Source organism: Streptomyces sp. WG7, assembly GCF_049975785.1.
Taxonomy (GTDB): domain Bacteria; phylum Actinomycetota; class Actinomycetes; order Streptomycetales; family Streptomycetaceae; genus Streptomyces.
Genome location: NZ_JBNGGE010000013.1, coordinates 111,453 through 129,807 on the forward strand (window position 1 = coordinate 111,453; position 18,355 = coordinate 129,807).

General features: G+C 74.0%; 18 protein-coding genes and 1 pseudogene. 14 read left to right on the forward strand and 5 right to left on the reverse strand.

Translation table 11 applies throughout. From position 1 onward, the window contains the following. Nucleotides 1–267: 267 nt before the first annotated feature. A complete protein-coding gene (locus ACP4J0_RS16330) occupies nt 268–1,350 on the forward strand; it encodes a LacI family DNA-binding transcriptional regulator (RefSeq protein ID WP_426599394.1) in 1,083 nt (360 codons plus the stop codon). A 216-nt stretch (nt 1,351–1,566) separates the two neighbouring features. Here the strand turns inward: ACP4J0_RS16330 and ACP4J0_RS16335 are convergent, their stop codons facing one another. After that, on the reverse strand, nt 1,567–2,238 hold the full coding sequence (locus ACP4J0_RS16335; protein ID WP_426599395.1) for a ThuA domain-containing protein: 672 nt from the start codon (nt 2,236–2,238) through the stop codon (nt 1,567–1,569). A 58-nt stretch (nt 2,239–2,296) separates the two neighbouring features. Further along, nucleotides 2,297–2,951: pseudogene (locus tag ACP4J0_RS16340) on the reverse strand (hypothetical protein). 60 nt (nt 2,952–3,011) lie between these two features. On the opposite strand from ACP4J0_RS16340, the gene ACP4J0_RS16345 reads away from it, so the two are divergent. Both ACP4J0_RS16345 and ACP4J0_RS16350 read left to right on the forward strand, forming a co-directional pair. Beyond that, nucleotides 3,012–3,641: a VOC family protein gene (locus tag ACP4J0_RS16345; RefSeq protein ID WP_426599396.1), complete on the forward strand. Its 630-nt coding sequence runs from the start codon at nt 3,012–3,014 to the stop codon at nt 3,639–3,641. 208 nt (nt 3,642–3,849) lie between these two features. After that, nucleotides 3,850–4,254 carry a VOC family protein gene (locus ACP4J0_RS16350; protein WP_426599397.1) on the forward strand — a complete coding sequence of 135 codons (405 nt, stop codon included), beginning with the start codon at nt 3,850–3,852 and terminating at the stop codon, nt 4,252–4,254. Here ACP4J0_RS16350 and ACP4J0_RS16355 read toward each other — a convergent pair. Both ACP4J0_RS16355 and ACP4J0_RS16360 read right to left on the reverse strand, forming a co-directional pair. Beyond that, nucleotides 4,234–4,923 carry a helix-turn-helix domain-containing protein gene (locus tag ACP4J0_RS16355; protein ID WP_426599398.1) on the reverse strand — a complete coding sequence of 230 codons (690 nt, stop codon included), beginning with the start codon at nt 4,921–4,923 and terminating at the stop codon, nt 4,234–4,236. The two genes, ACP4J0_RS16350 and ACP4J0_RS16355, sit on opposite strands and share 21 nt — an antisense overlap. Before the next feature lie 10 nt (nt 4,924–4,933). Continuing rightward, nucleotides 4,934–5,869 (reverse strand): AraC family transcriptional regulator, encoded by a 936-nt coding sequence (locus ACP4J0_RS16360; RefSeq protein ID WP_426599399.1) that lies wholly within the window; start codon nt 5,867–5,869, stop codon nt 4,934–4,936. 82 nt (nt 5,870–5,951) lie between these two features. On the opposite strand from ACP4J0_RS16360, the gene ACP4J0_RS16365 reads away from it, so the two are divergent. Beyond that, nucleotides 5,952–6,818: an NmrA family transcriptional regulator gene (locus tag ACP4J0_RS16365; RefSeq protein WP_426599400.1), complete on the forward strand. Its 867-nt coding sequence runs from the start codon at nt 5,952–5,954 to the stop codon at nt 6,816–6,818. Nucleotides 6,819–7,178: 360 nt separating this feature from the next. Here ACP4J0_RS16365 and ACP4J0_RS16370 read toward each other — a convergent pair whose 3' ends face one another. Continuing rightward, nucleotides 7,179–8,312 carry a YihY/virulence factor BrkB family protein gene (locus tag ACP4J0_RS16370; RefSeq protein ID WP_426599401.1) on the reverse strand — a complete coding sequence of 378 codons (1,134 nt, stop codon included), beginning with the start codon at nt 8,310–8,312 and terminating at the stop codon, nt 7,179–7,181. A 99-nt stretch (nt 8,313–8,411) separates the two neighbouring features. On the opposite strand from ACP4J0_RS16370, the gene ACP4J0_RS16375 reads away from it, so the two are divergent. The 10 genes from ACP4J0_RS16375 to cysD all read left to right on the forward strand — a co-directional run bounded on the left by ACP4J0_RS16375 (nt 8,412) and on the right by cysD (nt 18,354). Further along, complete coding sequence (locus tag ACP4J0_RS16375) at nt 8,412–10,061, forward strand: acyl-CoA dehydrogenase family protein (protein WP_426599402.1); 1,650 nt, start codon at nt 8,412–8,414, stop codon at nt 10,059–10,061. Nucleotides 10,062–10,334: 273 nt separating this feature from the next. After that, a complete protein-coding gene (locus ACP4J0_RS16380) occupies nt 10,335–11,624 on the forward strand; it encodes a GAF domain-containing protein (RefSeq protein WP_426599403.1) in 1,290 nt (429 codons plus the stop codon). 313 nt (nt 11,625–11,937) lie between these two features. Beyond that, nucleotides 11,938–13,242 carry a hypothetical protein gene (locus tag ACP4J0_RS16385; protein ID WP_426599404.1) on the forward strand — a complete coding sequence of 435 codons (1,305 nt, stop codon included), beginning with the start codon at nt 11,938–11,940 and terminating at the stop codon, nt 13,240–13,242. A gap of 80 nt (nt 13,243–13,322) precedes the next feature. Then, nucleotides 13,323–13,895 carry a GNAT family N-acetyltransferase gene (locus ACP4J0_RS16390; RefSeq protein ID WP_426599405.1) on the forward strand — a complete coding sequence of 191 codons (573 nt, stop codon included), beginning with the start codon at nt 13,323–13,325 and terminating at the stop codon, nt 13,893–13,895. 150 nt (nt 13,896–14,045) lie between these two features. After that, entirely contained in the window at nt 14,046–14,129 is an 84-nt protein-coding gene (locus ACP4J0_RS16395) for a putative leader peptide (RefSeq protein WP_351391960.1), read from the forward strand. A 129-nt stretch (nt 14,130–14,258) separates the two neighbouring features. Then, entirely contained in the window at nt 14,259–15,956 is a 1,698-nt protein-coding gene (sirA, locus tag ACP4J0_RS16400; RefSeq protein WP_426599406.1) for a sulfite reductase SirA, read from the forward strand. Further along, the gene (locus ACP4J0_RS16405; RefSeq protein ID WP_426599407.1) at nt 15,953–16,132 is read left to right on the forward strand and encodes a hypothetical protein; all 180 of its coding nucleotides are present in this window, start codon (nt 15,953–15,955) and stop codon (nt 16,130–16,132) included. Before sirA ends, ACP4J0_RS16405 begins: the two co-directional genes overlap by 4 nt. Then, nucleotides 16,129–16,839: a phosphoadenylyl-sulfate reductase gene (locus ACP4J0_RS16410; RefSeq protein ID WP_426599408.1), complete on the forward strand. Its 711-nt coding sequence runs from the start codon at nt 16,129–16,131 to the stop codon at nt 16,837–16,839. Before ACP4J0_RS16405 ends, ACP4J0_RS16410 begins: the two co-directional genes overlap by 4 nt. A 1-nt stretch (nt 16,840) precedes the next feature. After that, entirely contained in the window at nt 16,841–17,419 is a 579-nt protein-coding gene (gene cysC, locus ACP4J0_RS16415) for an adenylyl-sulfate kinase (protein WP_426599409.1), read from the forward strand. After that, nucleotides 17,416–18,354: a sulfate adenylyltransferase subunit CysD gene (gene cysD / locus ACP4J0_RS16420; RefSeq protein ID WP_426599410.1), complete on the forward strand. Its 939-nt coding sequence runs from the start codon at nt 17,416–17,418 to the stop codon at nt 18,352–18,354. The genes cysC and cysD overlap by 4 nt, the downstream gene beginning before the upstream one ends. The last annotated feature ends 1 nt before the right edge of the window (nt 18,355 follow it).

An 18,355-nucleotide genomic window follows, 5' to 3' on the forward strand; every position in this document is an offset into this window, starting at 1 on the left:
CGGTTCCGCCGGGCGGCGAATCGGATACGGGAAGCACGCTCTCCCTCGCCGTCGCGCCGAGGAGCAGGGGCGCCCCGCGCCAGGAGAGACCGCGAGAAGGCCGAGAAGGTCGAGAAAGCCGGGAGGGCCGAGAAGGCCGGGAGGGCCGACCGCCGCGCGCCGATGTTCCCCGAGGCGACCCTCGCTCTTCCCGCCGTGGTACGGCGAACCTAGTATAGGAAGCGCTTTCTACCCGGGCCCCGGGCGGGCCGGAGAGGTGGTTGACCGATGGTCCGTACCGCGGGTGCGAGCACGTCGGCCGGGCCGACGCTGGCGGTCGTGGCCCGGGAGGCGGGGGTCTCGGTGCCGACCGCGTCAAAGGTGGTCAACGGCCGCGAGGACGTGGCACCCGAGACCCGCCGGCGCGTCGCGGAGGCACTGGACCGGCTCGGCTACGTACGCAGACCCCGCTACGATCCCACGCGCGCGCCCCGGCTGGTCGACCTCGTCATGCACTCCCTGGAGAGCTCCTGGTCGGGCGCGGTACTGCACGGAGCGGAGGAGGCGGCGTACGACGCGGGGCTGGAGGTCGTGGTGTCGGCGGGCCTGGACCGCTCCAGGACCGGCCCCCAGGAGAAGCCGCGGCCGGAGCGGGACCGGCTGGACAGGCTCCTCGTGCGCGGTTCCTCCGGAGTGCTGTTCAGCCTGGCCGAGCTGACCGCCGCCCAATACGCCTGGCTGGAGCACCACCGCGTCCCGTTCGTGATGATCGACCCGGCGGTGGAGCCGCCGCCGGGCGTGGTGTCCGTCGGCGCGGCGAACTGGCAGGGCGGGGTCACGGCGACCGAGCACCTGCTGCGCCTCGGTCACGAACGGATCGCCGTCGTCGCCGGTGAGCGGCACAGGCTGTGCAGCAGCGCGCGGGTCGCGGGCTACCGTTCCGCCCTCGCCGCGGCGGGTGTGCACCATCGCCCCGAGTACGTCCGCCACGCCGGGTTCGACCGGGCCGCGGCCCGCCGCCGCATGCGGGAGCTGCTCGACCTGCCCGTCCCGCCGACCGCCGTGTTCGCCTGCTCGGACGCGATGGCCCTCGGCGTGTACGAGGCCCTGGCCGAGCGGGACATGACGGTGCCGGCCGACATGAGCGTGGTCGGTTTCGACGACCTGCCCGAGGCCCGCTGGGTCACGCCGGCCCTGACCACGGTCCGCCAGCCCCTCTCCGAGATGGCGGCCACCGCCCTGCGCCTGCTGCTGCGCATGATGGACGGTCACCACCCGGAGAGCACCCGTACGGAACTCTCGACCCGCCTGGTGGAACGCGCGAGTACGGCACCGCCGCGCACGGCGGGGGGATCCGCCGGTGAGGGCTGATCAACCTCCCCCGCGCCATGTGTTCTGGTGGTCGGCACGGCGGTCGGCAGGGCAGGTCGGCCCGCCGGCCCTGCTCCCGGCCGCCGCGGCACTGCCGGCGGACGGGCCGCTGCCGCACGGGCCGGGCGACCGGCTGACGGCAAGAGCAGAGCGCCCCAGAACCGCGCCCCAGAGCAGAGCGCCCCAGAGCGTCGCGGTGTCCGCGCGGCGGGCTCGTCACTCGCGAGAGGGGCCGGCGGCCCGGTCCGTGCGTGCCGCCCAGGCGATGCCGCCCCTCAGGTGGGCACGGAAGTCCGGGTCGGTGTAGGCGTCGGCGGCGTGGCCGAGGGCCGTGTAGAAGACGCGGCCCTCGCCCTGGTCGCGGCACCAGACCAGTGGATGGTCGCCGCCCATGCCGCCGCCCTCGTACGACGACTCGTCGGCGCGGGCGAGGACGCGGACCGCACCGCGCGGGTTGCTGCGGAAGTCGTACCACTCGTCCGTGAACTCCCAGGCGGCGGGCAGGTTCCGGGTCGCGGGGTGGTCGCGGTCCTCGATGACCACCCGGCCCGGCTGGTAGGCGGGGTGGCGGTCGAAGCGGGCGCCGAGCAGTTCGCCGTAGTACGGCCAGTCCTCCTCGGTGCAGGCCGCCGCGTGCACGCCGACGAAGCCGCCGCCCGCCTCGACGTACGCGGCGAGCCGGGCGCGCCCGGCCGGGGTGAGCACCTCGCCGCTGGTGGAGAGGAAGACGACGGCGGCGTACCGGTCGAGGGGCCGCTCCAGGACCGCCGGATCCTCCGTGTGGTCCGCCTCGAACTCCCCCAGCCTTCCGACGGCGTCGACCGCGTCCGGGATGGAGTCGTGGCGGTAGGCGGTGGTGCGCGTGTAGAGGAGCAGTCTGGGTGCCATGCCGCAGACCCTAGATCGCCGGGCCGGACGGTGGGGCGGGTTCAACGGTGGGGCGGGTTCAGCCGCCCACGTCCACGTTGTTGTCGGGAGCACCGTCGCCGACCGGGGGCAGGTCGCCGCGCTCCACCGGTGCGCCGGGCGCCGGCTCGGCGGAGGGCAGGAGATCGGCGGCTTCGGCGTCGTCGGGGCGGTGGGCGGCCAGGGCCGCCCCGCGCAGGACGTCGCGCGGTACGGCGTCCGCCTCGCCGGAGACACGCACGACGTGGCCCTCTCCGGGCACGGCGTACTCGTGTCGCCCGGCACCGGTGCGGTACCAGGCGTCGCCGTCGCGCTCGCAGGTGGTGCGCTCGCCGGACATGTCGCCGACAGGCTGCTCGGGGCAGGTGGCGGCCGTGATCGAACCCCGGTCGACGGAGAGGCGCAGCTGGGCGCCGGTCTCGCGGGAGACCCAGGTGGCGGAGAAGCCGTCGTCGCCGAGGACGCCGACGGACTGCCGGGCCAGGGTGAACCCGGGGGGCCTCGATGACGTGGACCAGTTCGGGCGCGACGCCCAGGGCCTGTGCGCGGGCGTCGAGTTCTCCCTGACCGGCGGCCTCGGCCGTGCGCGCGGAGGTGCCGGACGCGGGGTCGGCGTCCGGCTTCTCGGAGCCGCAGGCGGTGAGCAGCAGAGGTGCCAGCAGCAGCACCGGCAGGACGCGCGTGGGACGGGTCATACGGCCATCCTGCCGCACAGGCGTTCCGCAGCCGGGCCGGGCCGCCTACGCTCGGCCGGGATGAACGCGCTTCCCGCACTGCTGGACCACCTGGTCCTGGCGACCCCCGATCTGGCGACGACGGTCGCCGACTTCACCCGGCGCACCGGTGTCGCCCCCGCGCCCGGCGGTACGCACCTCGGGCTCGGCACCCGCAACCACCTCGTGGGGCTGGGCGGCGCCGGCTACCTGGAGATCATCGGCCCCGATCCGGGCCAGCCGCCGCCGGACGGCCCGCGCCCCTTCCGGATCGACCGGCTCACCGCGCCGCGGATCGTGACCTGGGCGATCCGCCCGCCCGACCTGGACGCGGCGGTGGCGGCGGCCCGGGCCCGCGGCCACGACCCCGGCACGGTGCGCCCGATGAGCCGCCGCCGAGCCGACGGCACACTCCTGGAGTGGCGCCTGACCGACGGCGCCCACCCTTCCGGTCTGGTGCCCTTCCTCATCGACTGGGGCGCCACGCCCCATCCCTCGGCGGGTCTGCCCGTCACTCCCCTGCGGGCCCTCACGGCGACGGCCACGGACCCGGCGGGGATCCGCCCGCTGCTGTCCGCCCTCGGCACCGCACTGCCGCTCACCGCCGGTCCCACGGGCCTGCGCTGCACGGTGGACACGCCGCGGGGCCCGGTGTCGTTCGGCCCGCCGTGACACGGCCGGGACGACAGGCCCGGTGCGGTTCAAGTGACTTGAGTGGCTCCTGAGGCACGGGCGTACCTCGCTACGGTCTCCCGCGCCCGTTTCCCGCGTGTCCCTTTCCCACACCCGTCTCCCCCACACCACCGCTTCCCACACCACCGCTTCCCGCGTGTCCGATTCCTTCAAGACCGGCCGCGCACGCCCTGCCTACGGTGGCCCCATGACCGCACGATTCAACGCCATCGGCCTCGTCGTCTCCGACATGGCCGCGTCCGTGACCTTCTACCGCCGGCTCGGTTTCGCCTTCCCCGAGGGCGCCGAGCACGGTCCGCACGCCGAGGCCGGGTTGCCGGGCGGGATCCGGCTGCTGCTCGACACCGAGGAGTCCGTCCGCTCCTTCACGCCCGGCTGGCAGCCGCCGGCCGGTGGCGGACGGCACTCGCTCGCCCTGCTGTGCGACACGCCCGCCGAGGTCGACACGCTCTACGAGGAGCTGACCGGCGCCGGCTGCCACGGCGAGCGCAAGCCCTGGGACGCGCCCTGGGGGCAGCGGTACGCCGTCGTGAACGACCCGGACGGCCACGGCGTCGACCTGTTCGCGCCGCTAGCCGCGCCGGGCCAGTAGCTCACCGGGCGCCACGCCCGTCAACTCCCGTACGTCCCGCGTCAGATGAGCCTGGTCCGCGTAACCGGCCCGGGCGGCCGTCTCCGCGAGGGGCGTGCCTGCGCGGGCCAGGGCGAGGGCGCGCTGCAGCCGCAGGACGCGGGCCAGCGTCTTGGGCCCGTAGCCGAAGGCGGCCAGGGAGCGGCGGTGCAACTGGCGTGCGCTCACACCGAGTTCGTCGGCAGTGGCGGCGACCGGGCGGCCCTCGTCGAGAGCGGCCACGATGCGGCGCAGCAGCGGGTCGGGGGGCCCGGTGTCGGCGGCCCGGGACAGCGCCGCCTCCTCCAGGCCGCTCGCCGGGTCGGGGGCCGCGTTCACCCGCGCGGCCAGCCGCCGCGCCCGGGCGGACGGCCAGAGGTCGGTGAGGTCGACGCGCCGGTCGCGCAGTTCGTGCGCGGGGACGCCGAGGAGGGCGGGCGCGGTGCCGGGGCGGAAGCGGACGCCCGCCCAGGTGCCCGGCGCTCCCTCGGTGACGTGGGCACGGGTGTCGGGGCCCGCGACCAGCAGGCGGCCGTCGTACCAGAGCAGGTCCATGCAGCCGTCGGGCAGGACGCGTCCGGTGCCGGGCGCGGTCGGGGTGTTGGTCCACACCACCGCGCCGGTCAGCCGGGATGCCCGTTCCGCGTACACGGGTGCCAGGCTACGCCGCCGGGGTGCGGTACTCCTGCGGGCTGACGCCGTACACCCGTTTGAAGGCCGTGGACAGGGCGAACGCGCTGCCGTAGCCGACCCGGCGGGCGATCGCGCCGAGTGTGTCGTCGGTGTCGCGCAGCCGGTCGGCGGCGACGGCGAGGCGCCAGCCGGTGAGGTACGCCATCGGGGGTTCGCCCACCAGGTCGGTGAAGCGCCGGGCGAGCGCGGCGCGGGAGACCCCGGCCTCGGCGGCGAGGGACGCCACCGTCCAGGGGTGCGCCGGGTCGTCCTGGAGCAGCCGCAGTGCCCGGCCGACGACCGGGTCGCCCAGGGCCCGGTACCAGGCGGGCGGCTCGGCCCGCGGACCCGCGAACCAGGCCCGCAGCGCGGCGATGACGAGCAGGTCGAGGAGTCGGTCCAGGACCACCTCCTGGCCCGGCTCGTCCCGGGTGACCTCCGTCATCAGCAGGGGCGTCAGCGGGCAGTCCCACTGGTCGGACGTGAGGGACAGCAGCGGCGGCAGGGCGTCCAGCAGCCGGCCGCCGATCTCGCCGCGCACCAGGTAGGTGCCGATCAGCAGCACCGCGCCGCCGTCGGTCCGGTCGCCCCAGGTGCGCACACCGAGGTCCATCGAGCCGTTGAGGGGGCGTCCGTCGGGGTAGCTGCACTCCCCGCCCGGCAGGATCACCGCCTGCGGCGGGGTGCCGGGGTCGTCGGCGCAGGTGTACGGGTCGGGGCCGCGCGCGATGGCGAGGTCGCCGGCCCGCAGCCGCAGCCGCTCCCCCGTGTCCGGCACGATCCAGGCGTCGCCGCGGACCGGCAGCATCACCGTCAGCGGCGCCCGGTCCTCGACGCGCACGGCCCACGGCGGGTCGAAACAGGCGCGGATCATGAACGCGCCACGGGCGCGGGGGCCCTCCAGCAGGCCGGCGAGTGCGTCCATGGCGTCACAGCGTAGACGCACGCGCATGCCGGCGAGTCGTTCGACGATGGGAACGCGGGGCGCCCGGCAGTTGACTGAAGCCATGACACACATGACGGACACGAACACAGGCGGGGACATGACGGTCGTGGTCACGGGGGCCTCCGGCCGGACCGGGCGGCGGGTGGCCGAGGCGGCGCGGGCGGCCGGGCTGACCGTGCGGGCGGCGTCCCGGGCGACCGGCTTCGACTGGCGGTCCCGGTCGACCTGGGCGGATGTCCTGCGCGGCGCCGACGCGGCCTACCTGGCCTACCCCACCGACGTCGGCGCCCCCGACGCCGCCGGGGCGGTCGGGGCGCTCGCGCGGGAGGCGGCGGGGCTCGGAGTACGGCGGTTGGTGTTGCTGTCGGCGCGGGGCGAGGACCAGGCGCGGCCCACCGAGGAGGCGCTGGCCGGGGCGGGCGTGGACTGGACGGTCGTACGGGCCGCGTGGTTCGCGCAGAACTTCAGCGAGGGGCCGCTGGTGGAGGAGTTGCGGCAGCGCGGGGAGCTGGTGTTCCCGGCCGGTGACGTGGCCCGGGAACCGTTCGTGGACCTGCGGGACGTCGCGGACGTGGTGGTGGCGGCGCTGGCCTCCGGTGACCGGTACGCCGGGCGGGTGCTCGAGGTCTCGGGGCCGCGCCTGCTGACCTTCGCGGAGGCGGTCGCCGAGATCGCGGAGGTGACGGGCCGCGCGCTGACGTACCGGGCCGTCCCGCCGCGCGAGTACGGCGAGAACCTGGCCGGGTTCGGGGTGCCGGAGGAGGAGGTCGCGTTCCTCGTGGGGCTGTTCGGCGCCCTGCTCGACGGCCGCAACGCCCATCTGTCGGACGGGGTCCAGCAGGTGCTGGGCCGTGCGCCGAGGGACTTCGGGGACTTCGTACGGGAGGGCGCTGCGGCGGGGACGTGGCGGGCCGGGGACGTGGCGTAGCCGCCCCGGCCGGCCGGCGGTGCCGCCGGCCGGCGGTGCCCGAGCCCGGCACGCGGCGCCCGCAGCACGGCGCCCGGCAGTCGCCCCGGCCCGGCGGACGGCATCCCGGCCGCGAGGGGTGCCCCGACCGCTTGGGCCCGGCGAGCACACACGGTCGCGGCGACCCGAGGGTTCGCCCGGCCCCGCGGAGGACCCGGGCCAGCACGCGGCGCCCGCAGCACGGTGGGCGACGGGCGGTGGTCAGCGTGCGACGGGCGACGGGCGGTGATCAGCCGCGACGGGCGAGGGGCGGCAGGCCGCACCGCCGGGCCCGCTCCTCGCGCACACGGCGAGCGCGCCGGGAGCCCTGCCGGACCGGGCCTACGAGGCCTCCGGCTTGTTGTGGTTCACGGGCGGCGCGTTCTTCACGTGGGTGCGCAGGCGGGACGTGACGTCCTCCGGGGGCAGGAAGCGGGACCAGCGTTCCGGGAACTCGGAGGGCATGTCGGGGTCCGCCTCCCCGTTCGCGGCGGTGCGGGCGACGTACTCGGCGACCTGGGCCTGCCGCAGCCGCTCGTTGGCCTCGCGGGCCGCGGCGGTGGCGGCGGCCGGCCAGACCCGGTCGATGGCCGCGTTGACCGCGGCACCGACGAGGACCGCGAAAGCGGACACGCCAATCCACAGCAGCACGGCGACGGGCGCGGCGAGCGAGCCGTAGATGGTGGGGCCCTCGACGGTGCTGGTCAGGTAGATGCGCAGCAGGAAGCTGCCGAGCACCCACATGGCGAGGGCGACCAGCGCGCCGGGTACGTCCTCGATCCACGGGGAGCGCACGGGCACCGACACGTGGTACAGCGTGGTCAGGAACGCCACGGACAGGATGATGACGACCGGCCAGTACAGCACTTGGACGACCGTCGTCGACCACGGCACGACGCGCACCACGGCGTCCGGGCCGGCCACCATCAGCGGCAGGGCGACGGACCCGATCAGCAGGGCCACGAGGAACAGCAGGAAGGCCATCAGGCGGGTCTTGACGATCCCTCGGACGCCGTCGAGGCCGTACATCACGGTGATGGTGTCGATGAAGACGTTCACCGCGCGGGAGCCCGACCACAGGGCGAACAGGAAGCCGAGGGAGATGACGTCGGGCCGGCCGCCCTTCATCACGTCGTCCAGGATCGGCTCGGTGATCTGCTCGACGCCCCGCTCGGAGAGCACCGCGCGGGAGGCGTCCAGGATGTTGGTGCGCAGGCTCTCGGTGGTGTCGGCGCCGATCCACAGGTCGACGTAGCCGAGCAGGCCGATGACGCTCAGCAGCAGGGGCGGCACCGACAGCAGGGTGAAGAACGCGGCCTCGGCGGCCAGGCCGAGGATGCGGTACTCCATGCACGAGTTGACCGTGTCCTTGAGCAGCAGCCAGGTGGTCCTGCGTTTGGAGACGTTCCGGTACAGAACCCGGGCACGATGGAGCCGGCCGGAGGGCCGTTCGGGAGATTCACTTGCTGGCTGCACGCCCTAAAGGTATCCGCCGCCGGAGGTGGCACTCATCCGCGGACGCCCGCCGCACCGTACCGGCCCCCCGCCGGCCCCCGACACGGTAGGTTCACGGTCATGGCAGGCAGTACCCACACCGTGACGAATCAGGCCCCGCCGCTGGTCGGCTACGACGTCTTCACCGCCGACCGGGCCCTGACGGCCGCGGTCGAACGGCATCTGGCACCCGAGCTCCGCGAGGAGGCGCTGGCGGAGCTGTCGGGCCTGGGCCGCGGCTGCGGGTCGGTCCAGACCCAGGAGTGGGGCGCGCAGGCCAACGAGAATCCGCCGGTGCTGCGCACGCACGACCGCTACGGCCACCGCGTCGACGAGGTGGACTTCCACCCGGCCTGGCACCGGCTGCTGGGCAAGGGTGTCTCGGCGGGGCTGACGGCGGCCTGGTCGCGGCCGGGCGGGCACGTGCGGCGGGCCGCCGGTTTCCTCATGTGGACCCAGGTCGAGGCGGGCAACGGCTGCCCGCTGTCGATGACCCACGCGGCGGTGCCGGCCCTGCGCGCCGATCCGGAGCTCGCCGCGCGGTGGGAGCCGCGGCTGACCTCCCGGGTCTACGACCGGGAGCTGCGGCCGGCCCACCTGAAGGCCGGGGCGCTGTTCGGGATGGGCATGACGGAGAAGCAGGGCGGCAGCGACGTACGGGCGAACACCACCTCGGCGCGCCCGCTGGCCGAGGACGGCACGTACGAGCTGACCGGGCACAAGTGGTTCTGCTCGGCGCCGATGTCGGACGGGTTCCTGGTGCTGGCGCAGGCCCCGGGCGGGCTGACCTGCTTCCTGGTGCCGCGCGTGCTGGCGGACGGCACCCGCAACGTGTTCCTGGTCCAGCGGCTGAAGGACAAGCTGGGCAACCGGTCCAACGCCTCCGCCGAGGTCGAGTTCGCCGGGACCTGGGCGCGCCGGGTCGGCGAGGAGGGCCGCGGGGTGCGGACCATCATCGGCATGGTGACGGCGACCCGGCTCGACTGCGTACTGGGGTCGGCGGGCCTGATGCGGCAGGCCGTCGCGCAGGCGGTGCACCACTGCACGTACCGGGAGGTCTTCGGCGCGAAGCTGGTCGACCAGCCGCTGATGCGCAACGTCCTCGCGGATCTCGCGGTCGAGTCGGAGGCGGCCACCACGCTCGCGCTGCGGCTGGCGGCGGCCTACGACGCCGCCGAGGGGGGCGACGAGCGGGAGCGGGCGCTGCTGCGGCTGGCGGTGCCGGCGGCCAAGTACTGGGTGACCAAGCGGTGTGCGCCGGTGGCGGTGGAGGCCGCCGAGTGCCTGGGCGGCAACGGGTACGTCGAGGAGTCGGGGATGCCCCGGCTGGTGCGCGAGTCGCCGCTGAACTCAATCTGGGAGGGCGCCGGCAACGTGCAGGCGCTGGACGTGCTGCGGGCACTCGGACGGGAGCCGCTCGCGATGGACGCGTATCTGACGGAGGTGGGCCTGGCACGCGGCGCCGATCACCGTCTGGACGCGGCGATCAGGGGTCTGCTGACGGAGCTGGCCGATCTGGGGGCCGCCGAGGGGCGGGCGCGGCGGCTGGTGGAGCGGCTGGCGCTGGTGCTCCAGGGTTCGCTGCTGGTCCGGTACGCGCCGCCGGAGGTCGCCGACGCGTTCTGTGCCGCGCGGCTGGGCGGTGACGGGGGCGCGGCCTTCGGCACGCTGCCGCCGACGCTGGATCTGGCGTCGGTGGTGGAGCGGGCCCGTCCGGTGGCCGTGGCCTGATTTCATCGGGTGAAGCGGGGGTGGTGCTGCGCCGACACGGCACCACCCCCGCCACACAGGCCTGTGCAGGCCGCGTACGCCGCTCGGGGCGACGTGGTTCAAGTTTGTACACCGGTACGGCCGCCCACCAGGGTTGCAGGGGGTTGCAACTTGCTGCCGGCCGTGTGCGGACTGTGTCCTCGCGTCCCGGGCAAGCGGTCGGTATCAGACGAACATCCAAGTATCCGAACATCCGAGTATCCGAACATCCGGCTTCCGGGAGGACGGGAACCAGTGGCGCTCTCGCCGATGGACGTGACGCAGTTCGCCGCCGTCGACACGGCGCGCGCGGCGCGGATGCTCAACGAGGTCCGCTCCGCCAGGCTCTCGGGCGGGCGGGCCCCGGTGGCGCCGCGGCCGGTGATCGAGCAGTCCTGGGACCGGGTGCTGCGCAGCGGTGTCGATCCCGAGCACGACTTCCGCTCCGGGCTGCTGGCCCCCGACGAGGTGCGGCGGCGGCGGGAGGCCTCGGAGCTGCGGCACGTGCTGCCGGTGCTGCGGGAGGGCCTGTTGTCGGTCGCGGACGTCGCGCACCACATCATGGTGGTCGCCGACCACGAGGGCCGGGTGCTGTGGCGGGAGGGCAGCGCGCGGGTGCTGCGCAAGGCCGACGGCCTCGGCTTCGAACTCGGGGCGGACTGGCGGGAGGAGGTCGTCGGCACCAACGGAGTGGGCACGCCGGCGGTCACCCGGCGCCCCGTACAGGTCTTCGCCTCCGAGCACTTCGTCCGCTCCCAGGCGACCTGGACCTGCGCCGGAGCGCCCATCACCGACCCGCGCAGCGGCCGGCTGCTCGGCGTGGTCGACGTGAGCGGGCCGCTGGAGACGATGCACCCGGCGACGCTCGCCTGGGTCGACTCGGTGGCCAAGCTCGCCGAGGCCCGGCTGCGCGAGCTGCACATGCTGTCGCTGGAGCGGCTGCGGGCGGTGGCCGCGCCGGTGCTGGCCCGGCTCGGCGGACGGGCCGTGGTGACGGACCGGGACGGCTGGACGGCGGCGGTGACGGGGATGCCGTACCTGGACCGGGTGGCACTGCCCAAGCCCCCCGCGGCGGGGCCGAGGTGGCTGCCGGCGCTCGGCGCGTGCACCGTGGAGCCGCTGGGTGAGGGCTGGCTGGTACGGGCGGCCGAGGAGCCGGTGCCGCTCGGCGCCACCCGGATCGTGCTGGAGCTCGGGCAGCCGCGCCGCTGGTCGGTCCGGGTGCTGGGCGGCGCGGAGGCCTGGGCCCGGGAACTGAGTCCCCGGCACGCCGAGTTGCTGTACCTGCTCGCCGTCCACCGCGCCGGCCGCAGCGCGGCGGGGCTGGCCGAGGACGTGTTCGGCGACCCGGCCCGCACGGTGACGGTACGGGCCGAGATGTCGCGGGTGAGGAGGTACCTCGGGGCCTACCTGGAACACCGGCCGTATCGTTTCTGTGAAGACGCGGAGGTCGAGGTGGTCCTCCCGGACGACCCGCGCGACCTGCTCCCCCACTCGACGGCACCGGCGGTCGTGGCACGCCGGGCGTCGCTGCCGACACCCTGAGCCTCCGTGCCCCCTGGGGCGGGCGCGGCTTGCGGGGAGCCGCGCGACCAGCCACGACGCACCGGCGTCCGCCACCCGGCCCGCCCCACCCGAGCTCCGCCGCACGCCCCGCCGCCGGGCTCCCGTCCGCCGGCCACGCGTCAGCACCGGTCCGCCCCGGATGACCGGAAAGGCGGTTTGTTTTCGCATATTTGCATCGTCCGCGTCCACGGACCCGTCCGTCTGTCGTAGCATCCTCTACGGACCGCCCATCCGCTCCTCGGTCAACGTGACCACCGTCGAGCCCAGTTGGTCCGGCGCCCGTGGAGGTTCGATGAAGCATCGCGGCAGACACCGCCGACGCAGGCGGGGCAGGGCGCTGCGCGCCGCCCTGACCGGGGCGGCCCTCGCACTGACGGGCGCCGCCACGCTGATCAGCGCCTCGCAGGCCACGGTCGCCGACGACCCCGGCGCCCTGGAGCCCCTCACCTCCGCCGCCGAGACCGGCGCACTGCGGCTGACGGAGCACCGCGTGCCGCAACCCTGGCTCGACCGGCTCTCCGCCGCGATGGGTGCACCGGTGGGCGTCGACACCGTCCTCGGCTCCACCGACCACACGCTGCGCGAGGCCGCCGACTGCACGGCCGGGGAACGGGAGGCCCTGCCGGTCTCCCCCGCGGCCACCCGCGCCTACTGCTGGGGCGACGACACCGAGGGCTGGCGCCCCGGCGCGGTCACCACCTCCGGGGACGCCGACGAGGACGGCCGCTGGGGCGCCCACCGCGTCGTCCTCTCCGCCTGGACCCGCGACGACGGCACGCCCGAGGGCGGCCTCGCCCGGGTCTCCTTCGTCGACGCCGACGATCCCGACCGCCTCGGCTACACCTCCGCGCTCCTCGCCGTCCCGGTCGACGGCGGCCAGGACTACCGAGGGCTCGCCTCCCCCGTCTCCGGCATGGTCTGGTACCAGGACAAACTGCTGGTCACCGCGGGCTCCGGGGACCGCGAAGCGCTGTACGCGTACGACCTGGACCGGGTCCAGCGCGCCACCACCGACGCGGACTCCGTCGGGCGGGTGCCCGGAGGCTGGGCGGCGGACGGCCACCCGTACGTGCTGCCCGCCGTCGCCTCGTACCGGCTCTCCGACACCTCCGGGGCCGCGCGTCCCGGCGCGATCTCCCTGGACCGCGGCACGGCCCCCGACAGCCTGGTGGCGAGCGAGCGGGTGCCCGCGGACGGTGACCGCCCCACCCGGTTGTGGCGCTACGCGCTCAGCACGGACCCGGCCCGCACCGGGCTGCCGGCCGTCGACTCCGCCGGACACGTCGACGCGGTGGAGGCGTACGAGACCGGGGCGACCGAGGTGAGCGGTGTGCTGTCGTACCGCCCGGCCGGCACGGCACGGACCGACTGGTACCTGGGGCGCTCGGCCGGCGGGCACGACGGGCGCGGGACCCTGTGGCGCCAGGACTCGGAGGGTGCCCGGGCCACGGAATGCGGTGCGGACCGCTCCCAGCGGTGCTGGAGCGGCGCGGTGGGCTCCCTGTCCTACTGGGGGCAGACCGGCGAGGTCTGGTCGCAGTCGGACCGCATGCTGTTCGCGTTGCCGATGGCCTCGATCGAGGACGCGCTCGACTGACGGCCGCCGGATCCCCGGGGCACGCGGGCCGCGCGGGCGGGGATCGACAGATCCGCGGGCCGGATGGTTCCCTGCTCGGCATGACCAACATCGCCGTGACCACCTGGTCCCTGGAGCAGACGGCGCCGACCGATCTGCTGCCGGCCCCCGCACCGGAAGGGGACGTCCGGATCGCTCGCGCCGAGGTGCCCTCCCCCGAGTTCAGCCGCTTCCTGTACGCCTCGGTGGGGGGCGACATCCGCTGGACGGACCGGCTCGGCTGGAGCTACGCGCGCTGGCGGGAGCACCTGGAGCGGCCCGGCGTCGAGACCTGGGTCGCCTACGACCACGGCACGCCCGCCGGATACGTGGAGCTGACGCCCGGGGACGACGGGGTCGTGGAGATCGAGTACTTCGGCCTGATCCCGGCCTTCCGGGGCCGGCGCATCGGCGGCCACCTGCTCTCGTACGGGACCGCCCGCGCCTGGGACCTGGCGGACCGGTGGCCGGGGCTGGCCGCGACCAAGCGGGTGTGGCTGCACACGTGCAGCAAGGATGGCGCATACGCGATGGACAACTACCAGCGCCGCGGCTTCCGTCTGTTCGACACCAAGGTCGAGGAGGAGGCGGAGGTGGCCGCCCCGGGCCCCTGGCCCGGGGCGTTCCCCGCCTGACCCGCCGGCCGTCCGCCGCCTGACCCGCCGGCCCTCCACCGGCGGGCCGTCCTGTGACCCACGACACCCTTGTCTCGTTCTGCGAGACAAGGGTGTCCGCATTTTGGAAGAAGCTGGACTGTGTCCAGATCGCCGTGCCACGCTTCCGCCATGCCTGGAACTGGAATTGCCTTGGTGAGTCGGCGGCACGTCGACCTCGGCCGCATGTCCAGCGCCATCTGTCCGGTCCGCTGAGAGCCCGCTCCAGCACTACCGGATTCCCTGCATTCGCCTCCCCCCGCGCAATGACGCGCATGCCTGCCCATGCGCCCGTACGCGCAGGTAAGAGCCGCTTTCCGCCTGTCCCGAAGGACGTGTCACGCCATGGCCGCCACCCCGCCGAAGCCTGCTGCCGCGACCCCCCGCCGCAAGGTGAGCCGTCACCGCGGCGAGGGTCAGTGGGCCGTAGGTCACTTCACCCCGCTCAACGGCAACGAGCAGGTCAAGAAGGATGACGACGGTCTCAACGTACGGACACGTATTGAGACGATCTACTCCAAGCGGGGTTTCGACTCGATCGACCCGAGCGACCTGCGCGGACGGATGCGCTGGTGGGGGTTGTACACCCAGCGCAAGCAGGGCATCGACGGCGGAAAGACGGCCGTCCTGGAGCCGGAGGAGCTCGACGACAGCTACTTCATGCTGCGCGTCCGCGTCGACGGCGGTGCGCTGACCACCGCGCAGCTGCGGGTGATCGGCGAGATCTCGCAGGAGTTCGCGCGGGGCACGGCCGACATCACCGACCGGCAGAACGTCCAGTACCACTGGATCCGGATCGAGGACGTGCCCGAGATCTGGAACCGCCTGGAGGCCGTCGGCCTGTCCACGGTCACCGCCTGCGGCGACACGCCCCGCGTCATGATCGGCTCCCCGGTGGCGGGCATCGCCGAGGACGAGATCATCGACGGCACGCCGGCCCTGGAGGAGATGAAGCGCCGGGTCCTGAACAACCCCGCGTACTCGAACCTGCCGCGGAAGTTCAAGACCGCGATCTCCGGGTCGCCGGTGCTGGACGTGGTGCACGAGATCAACGACGTCGCCTTCGTCGGCGTCGAGCACCCCGAGCACGGGCCGGGCTTCGACCTGTGGGTCGGCGGCGGCCTGTCCACCAACCCCAAGCTGGGCGTGCGCCTCGGCGCCTGGGTGCCGATCGAGGACGTCCCGGACGTCTACGAGGGCGTCATCTCCATCTTCCGCGACTACGGCTACCGGCGGCTGCGCAACCGCGCCCGCCTGAAGTTCCTCGTCGCCGACTGGGGCTCGGAGAAGTTCCGCCAGGTACTGGAGGACGAGTACCTGCAGCGGAAGCTGACCGACGGCCCGGCGCCCGCGGACCCGACCAGCCGCTGGCGCGACCACATCGGCGTGCACCGGCAGAAGGACGGCCGCTACTACGTCGGCTTCGCCCCGCGCGTCGGCCGCGTCGACGGCACCACCCTGACGAAGGTCGCCGACCTGGCGGAGGCGCACGGCTCGGGCCGCGTGCGCACCACGGTCGAGCAGAAGATGATCATCCTCGACGTCGAGCAGGGGCAGGTCGACTCCCTGGTCGAGTCCCTGGAGGCGCTGGACCTCACCGCCCGGCCCTCCACCTTCCGGCGCGGCACCATGGCCTGCACCGGCATCGAGTTCTGCAAGCTCGCGATCGTCGAGACGAAGGCGCGCGGCGCCTCGCTGATCGACGAGCTGGAGCGCCGGCTCCCCGAGTTCGACGAGCCCCTCACCATCAACCTCAACGGCTGCCCGAACGCCTGCGCCCGCATCCAGACCGCGGACATCGGTCTCAAGGGCCAGCTGGTCCTCGACGACCGGGGCGAGCAGGTCGAGGGCTACCAGGTGCACCTGGGCGGCGCGCTCGGCCTGGAGCCCGGCTTCGGCCGCAAGGTGCGCGGCCTGAAGGTGACGGCGGAGGAGCTGCCGGACTACGTGGAGCGCGTACTCAAGCGCTACCAGGCCGAACGTGAGGACGGCGAGCGGTTCGCCACCTGGGCGGCCCGCGCCTCCGAGGAGGCCCTGTCGTGAGCGAGCGCGCCGCGCCCTTCTACTGCCCCTACTGCGGCGACGAGGACCTGCGTCCCGGCGAGCAGGGACACGGGGCCTGGGAATGCGGGGCGTGCAACCGCGCATTCCAGTTGAAGTTCCTCGGGCTGCTCGCCCGGCGTCTTCAGCCCAACTCCACGGGAGGGGAACCGATATGACGGCGGTTCAGGAAGAGCGTACGACCGAGGAACTCAGGGCACTCGCCGAGCGTGCGGGCCGCGACCTGGAGGACGCGTCCGCGATGGAGATCCTCCAGTGGGCCGCCGACACCTTCGGCAGCCGCTTCTGCGTGACCTCCTCCATGGAGGACGCGGTCGTCGCCCACCTCGCCTCCCGCGCCCTGCCCGGCGTGGACGTGGTGTTCCTCGACACCGGCTACCACTTCCCGGAGACCATCGGCACCCGGGACGCGGTGGAGGCCGTGATGGACGTGAACGTCATCACGCTCACCCCGCGGCAGTCCGTCGCCGAGCAGGACGCCGAGTACGGCCCGAAGCTGCACGACCGCGACCCCGACCTGTGCTGCGCGCTGCGCAAGGTGCGACCGCTGGAGGAGGGCCTGAAGGGCTATCAGGCCTGGGCGACCGGCCTGCGCCGCGACGAGTCCGAGACCCGGGCGAACACGCCGGTCGTCGGCTGGGACGAGAAGCGGGGCAAGGTGAAGGTCTCGCCCATCGCGAAGTGGTCACAGGAAGATGTGCAAACGTACGTCGCCGAGCACGGTGTCCTCACCAACCCGCTGCTGATGGACGGCTATGCCTCCGTGGGCTGCGCGCCCTGCACCCGCCGTGTGCTGGAGGGCGAGGACGCCCGCGCCGGCCGCTGGGCGGGCCGCTCCAAGACCGAGTGCGGACTGCACGGCTGACATGACGACGATCACCGGACCATCGAGAAACAGGGAGAACCACGTGACGACCGGAGCCACCGTCTGGCTCACGGGTCTGCCCAGTGCCGGCAAGACCACCATCGCCCACGAACTGGCCGGCCGGCTCCGCGAGGAGGGCAACCGCGTCGAGGTCCTGGACGGCGACGAGATCCGCGAGTTCCTCTCGGCGGGCCTCGGCTTCAGCCGCGCGGACCGGCACACCAACGTGCAGCGCATCGGCTTCGTCGCCGAACTGCTCGCCCGCAACGGCGTCACTGCGCTGGTCCCGGTGATCGCCCCGTACGCGGACAGCCGGGACGCGGTCCGGGAACGCCACGAGGCGAACGGCACGGCGTACGTGGAGGTGCACGTGGCCACCCCGGTCGAGGTGTGCTCGGTGCGCGACGTGAAGGGCCTGTACGCCAAGCAGGCCGCGGGTGAGCTGACGGGGCTCACCGGGGTCGACGACCCGTACGAGGAGCCCGTCAAGCCCGACCTGCGCATCGAGTCGCAGGACCAGACCGTCCAGGAGTCCGCCGCGGCGGTCCACGCCCTGCTCACCGAAAGGGGACTGGCATGACGACGTCCGTGGCCACAGTGGAGGAGGGTACGGCCGGTCCGTACGCCCTCTCCCACCTCGACGCCCTCGAGTCCGAGGCGGTGCACATCTTCCGCGAGGTGGCGGGCGAGTTCGAGCGGCCGGTGATCCTCTTCTCCGGCGGCAAGGACTCCATCCTCATGCTGCACCTGGCGCTGAAGGCGTTCGCCCCCGCGGCGGTGCCGTTCTCCCTGCTGCACGTCGACACCGGGCACAACTTCCCCGAGGTCCTCGACTACCGCGACCGCACGGTCGAGAAGCACGGGCTGCGCCTGCACGTGGCCTCCGTGCAGGACTACATCGACCGGGGAGTGCTCAAGGAGCGCCCGGACGGCACCCGCAACCCGCTGCAGACGCTGCCGCTGACCGAGAAGATCCAGGCGGAGAAGTTCGACGCCGTCTTCGGCGGCGGGCGCCGGGACGAGGAGAAGGCCCGCGCCAAGGAGCGGGTGTTCTCGCTGCGCGACGAGTTCTCCCAGTGGGACCCGCGCCGCCAGCGCCCCGAGCTGTGGAACCTGTACAACGGGCGGCACGCCCCCGGCGAGCACGTCCGGGTCTTCCCGCTCTCCAACTGGACCGAGCTGGACGTGTGGCAGTACATCGCGCGTGAGGGCATCGAACTGCCGGCGATCTACTACGCCCACGAGCGCGAGGTCTTCGGACGCAGCGGCATGTGGCTGACCGCCGGCGAGTGGGGCGGCCCGAAGGACGGCGAGACGGTGGTCAAGCGGCGGGTCCGCTACCGCACCGTCGGCGACATGTCCTGCACCGGCGCCGTCGACTCCGACGCCGACAGCATCGAGAAGGTGATCGCCGAGATCGCCGTCTCCCGGCTCACCGAGCGCGGTGCGACCCGCGCCGACGACAAGATGTCCGAGGCCGCGATGGAAGACCGCAAGCGCGAGGGGTACTTCTAGC

Bases quoted from the DNA above. Each gene is read 5' to 3' on its own strand.
- ACP4J0_RS16335 (WP_426599395.1), bottom strand. From the start codon at position 2,238: ATGGCACCCAGACTGCTCCTCTACACGCGCACCACCGCCTACCGCCAC.
- ACP4J0_RS16410 (WP_426599408.1), top strand. From the start codon at position 16,129: ATGACGGCGGTTCAGGAAGAGCGTACGACCGAGGAACTCAGGGCACTC.
- ACP4J0_RS16330 (WP_426599394.1), top strand. From the start codon at position 268: ATGGTCCGTACCGCGGGTGCGAGCACGTCGGCCGGGCCGACGCTGGCG.
- ACP4J0_RS16395 (WP_351391960.1), top strand. From the start codon at position 14,046: ATGCCTGGAACTGGAATTGCCTTGGTGAGTCGGCGGCACGTCGACCTC.
- cysC (WP_426599409.1), top strand. From the start codon at position 16,841: ATGACGACGATCACCGGACCATCGAGAAACAGGGAGAACCACGTGACG.
- ACP4J0_RS16365 (WP_426599400.1), top strand. From the start codon at position 5,952: ATGACACACATGACGGACACGAACACAGGCGGGGACATGACGGTCGTG.
- ACP4J0_RS16360 (WP_426599399.1), bottom strand. From the start codon at position 5,869: ATGGACGCACTCGCCGGCCTGCTGGAGGGCCCCCGCGCCCGTGGCGCG.
- ACP4J0_RS16375 (WP_426599402.1), top strand. From the start codon at position 8,412: ATGGCAGGCAGTACCCACACCGTGACGAATCAGGCCCCGCCGCTGGTC.
- ACP4J0_RS16390 (WP_426599405.1), top strand. From the start codon at position 13,323: ATGACCAACATCGCCGTGACCACCTGGTCCCTGGAGCAGACGGCGCCG.
- sirA (WP_426599406.1), top strand. From the start codon at position 14,259: ATGGCCGCCACCCCGCCGAAGCCTGCTGCCGCGACCCCCCGCCGCAAG.
- ACP4J0_RS16350 (WP_426599397.1), top strand. From the start codon at position 3,850: ATGACCGCACGATTCAACGCCATCGGCCTCGTCGTCTCCGACATGGCC.
- ACP4J0_RS16345 (WP_426599396.1), top strand. From the start codon at position 3,012: ATGAACGCGCTTCCCGCACTGCTGGACCACCTGGTCCTGGCGACCCCC.
- ACP4J0_RS16385 (WP_426599404.1), top strand. From the start codon at position 11,938: ATGAAGCATCGCGGCAGACACCGCCGACGCAGGCGGGGCAGGGCGCTG.
- cysD (WP_426599410.1), top strand. From the start codon at position 17,416: ATGACGACGTCCGTGGCCACAGTGGAGGAGGGTACGGCCGGTCCGTAC.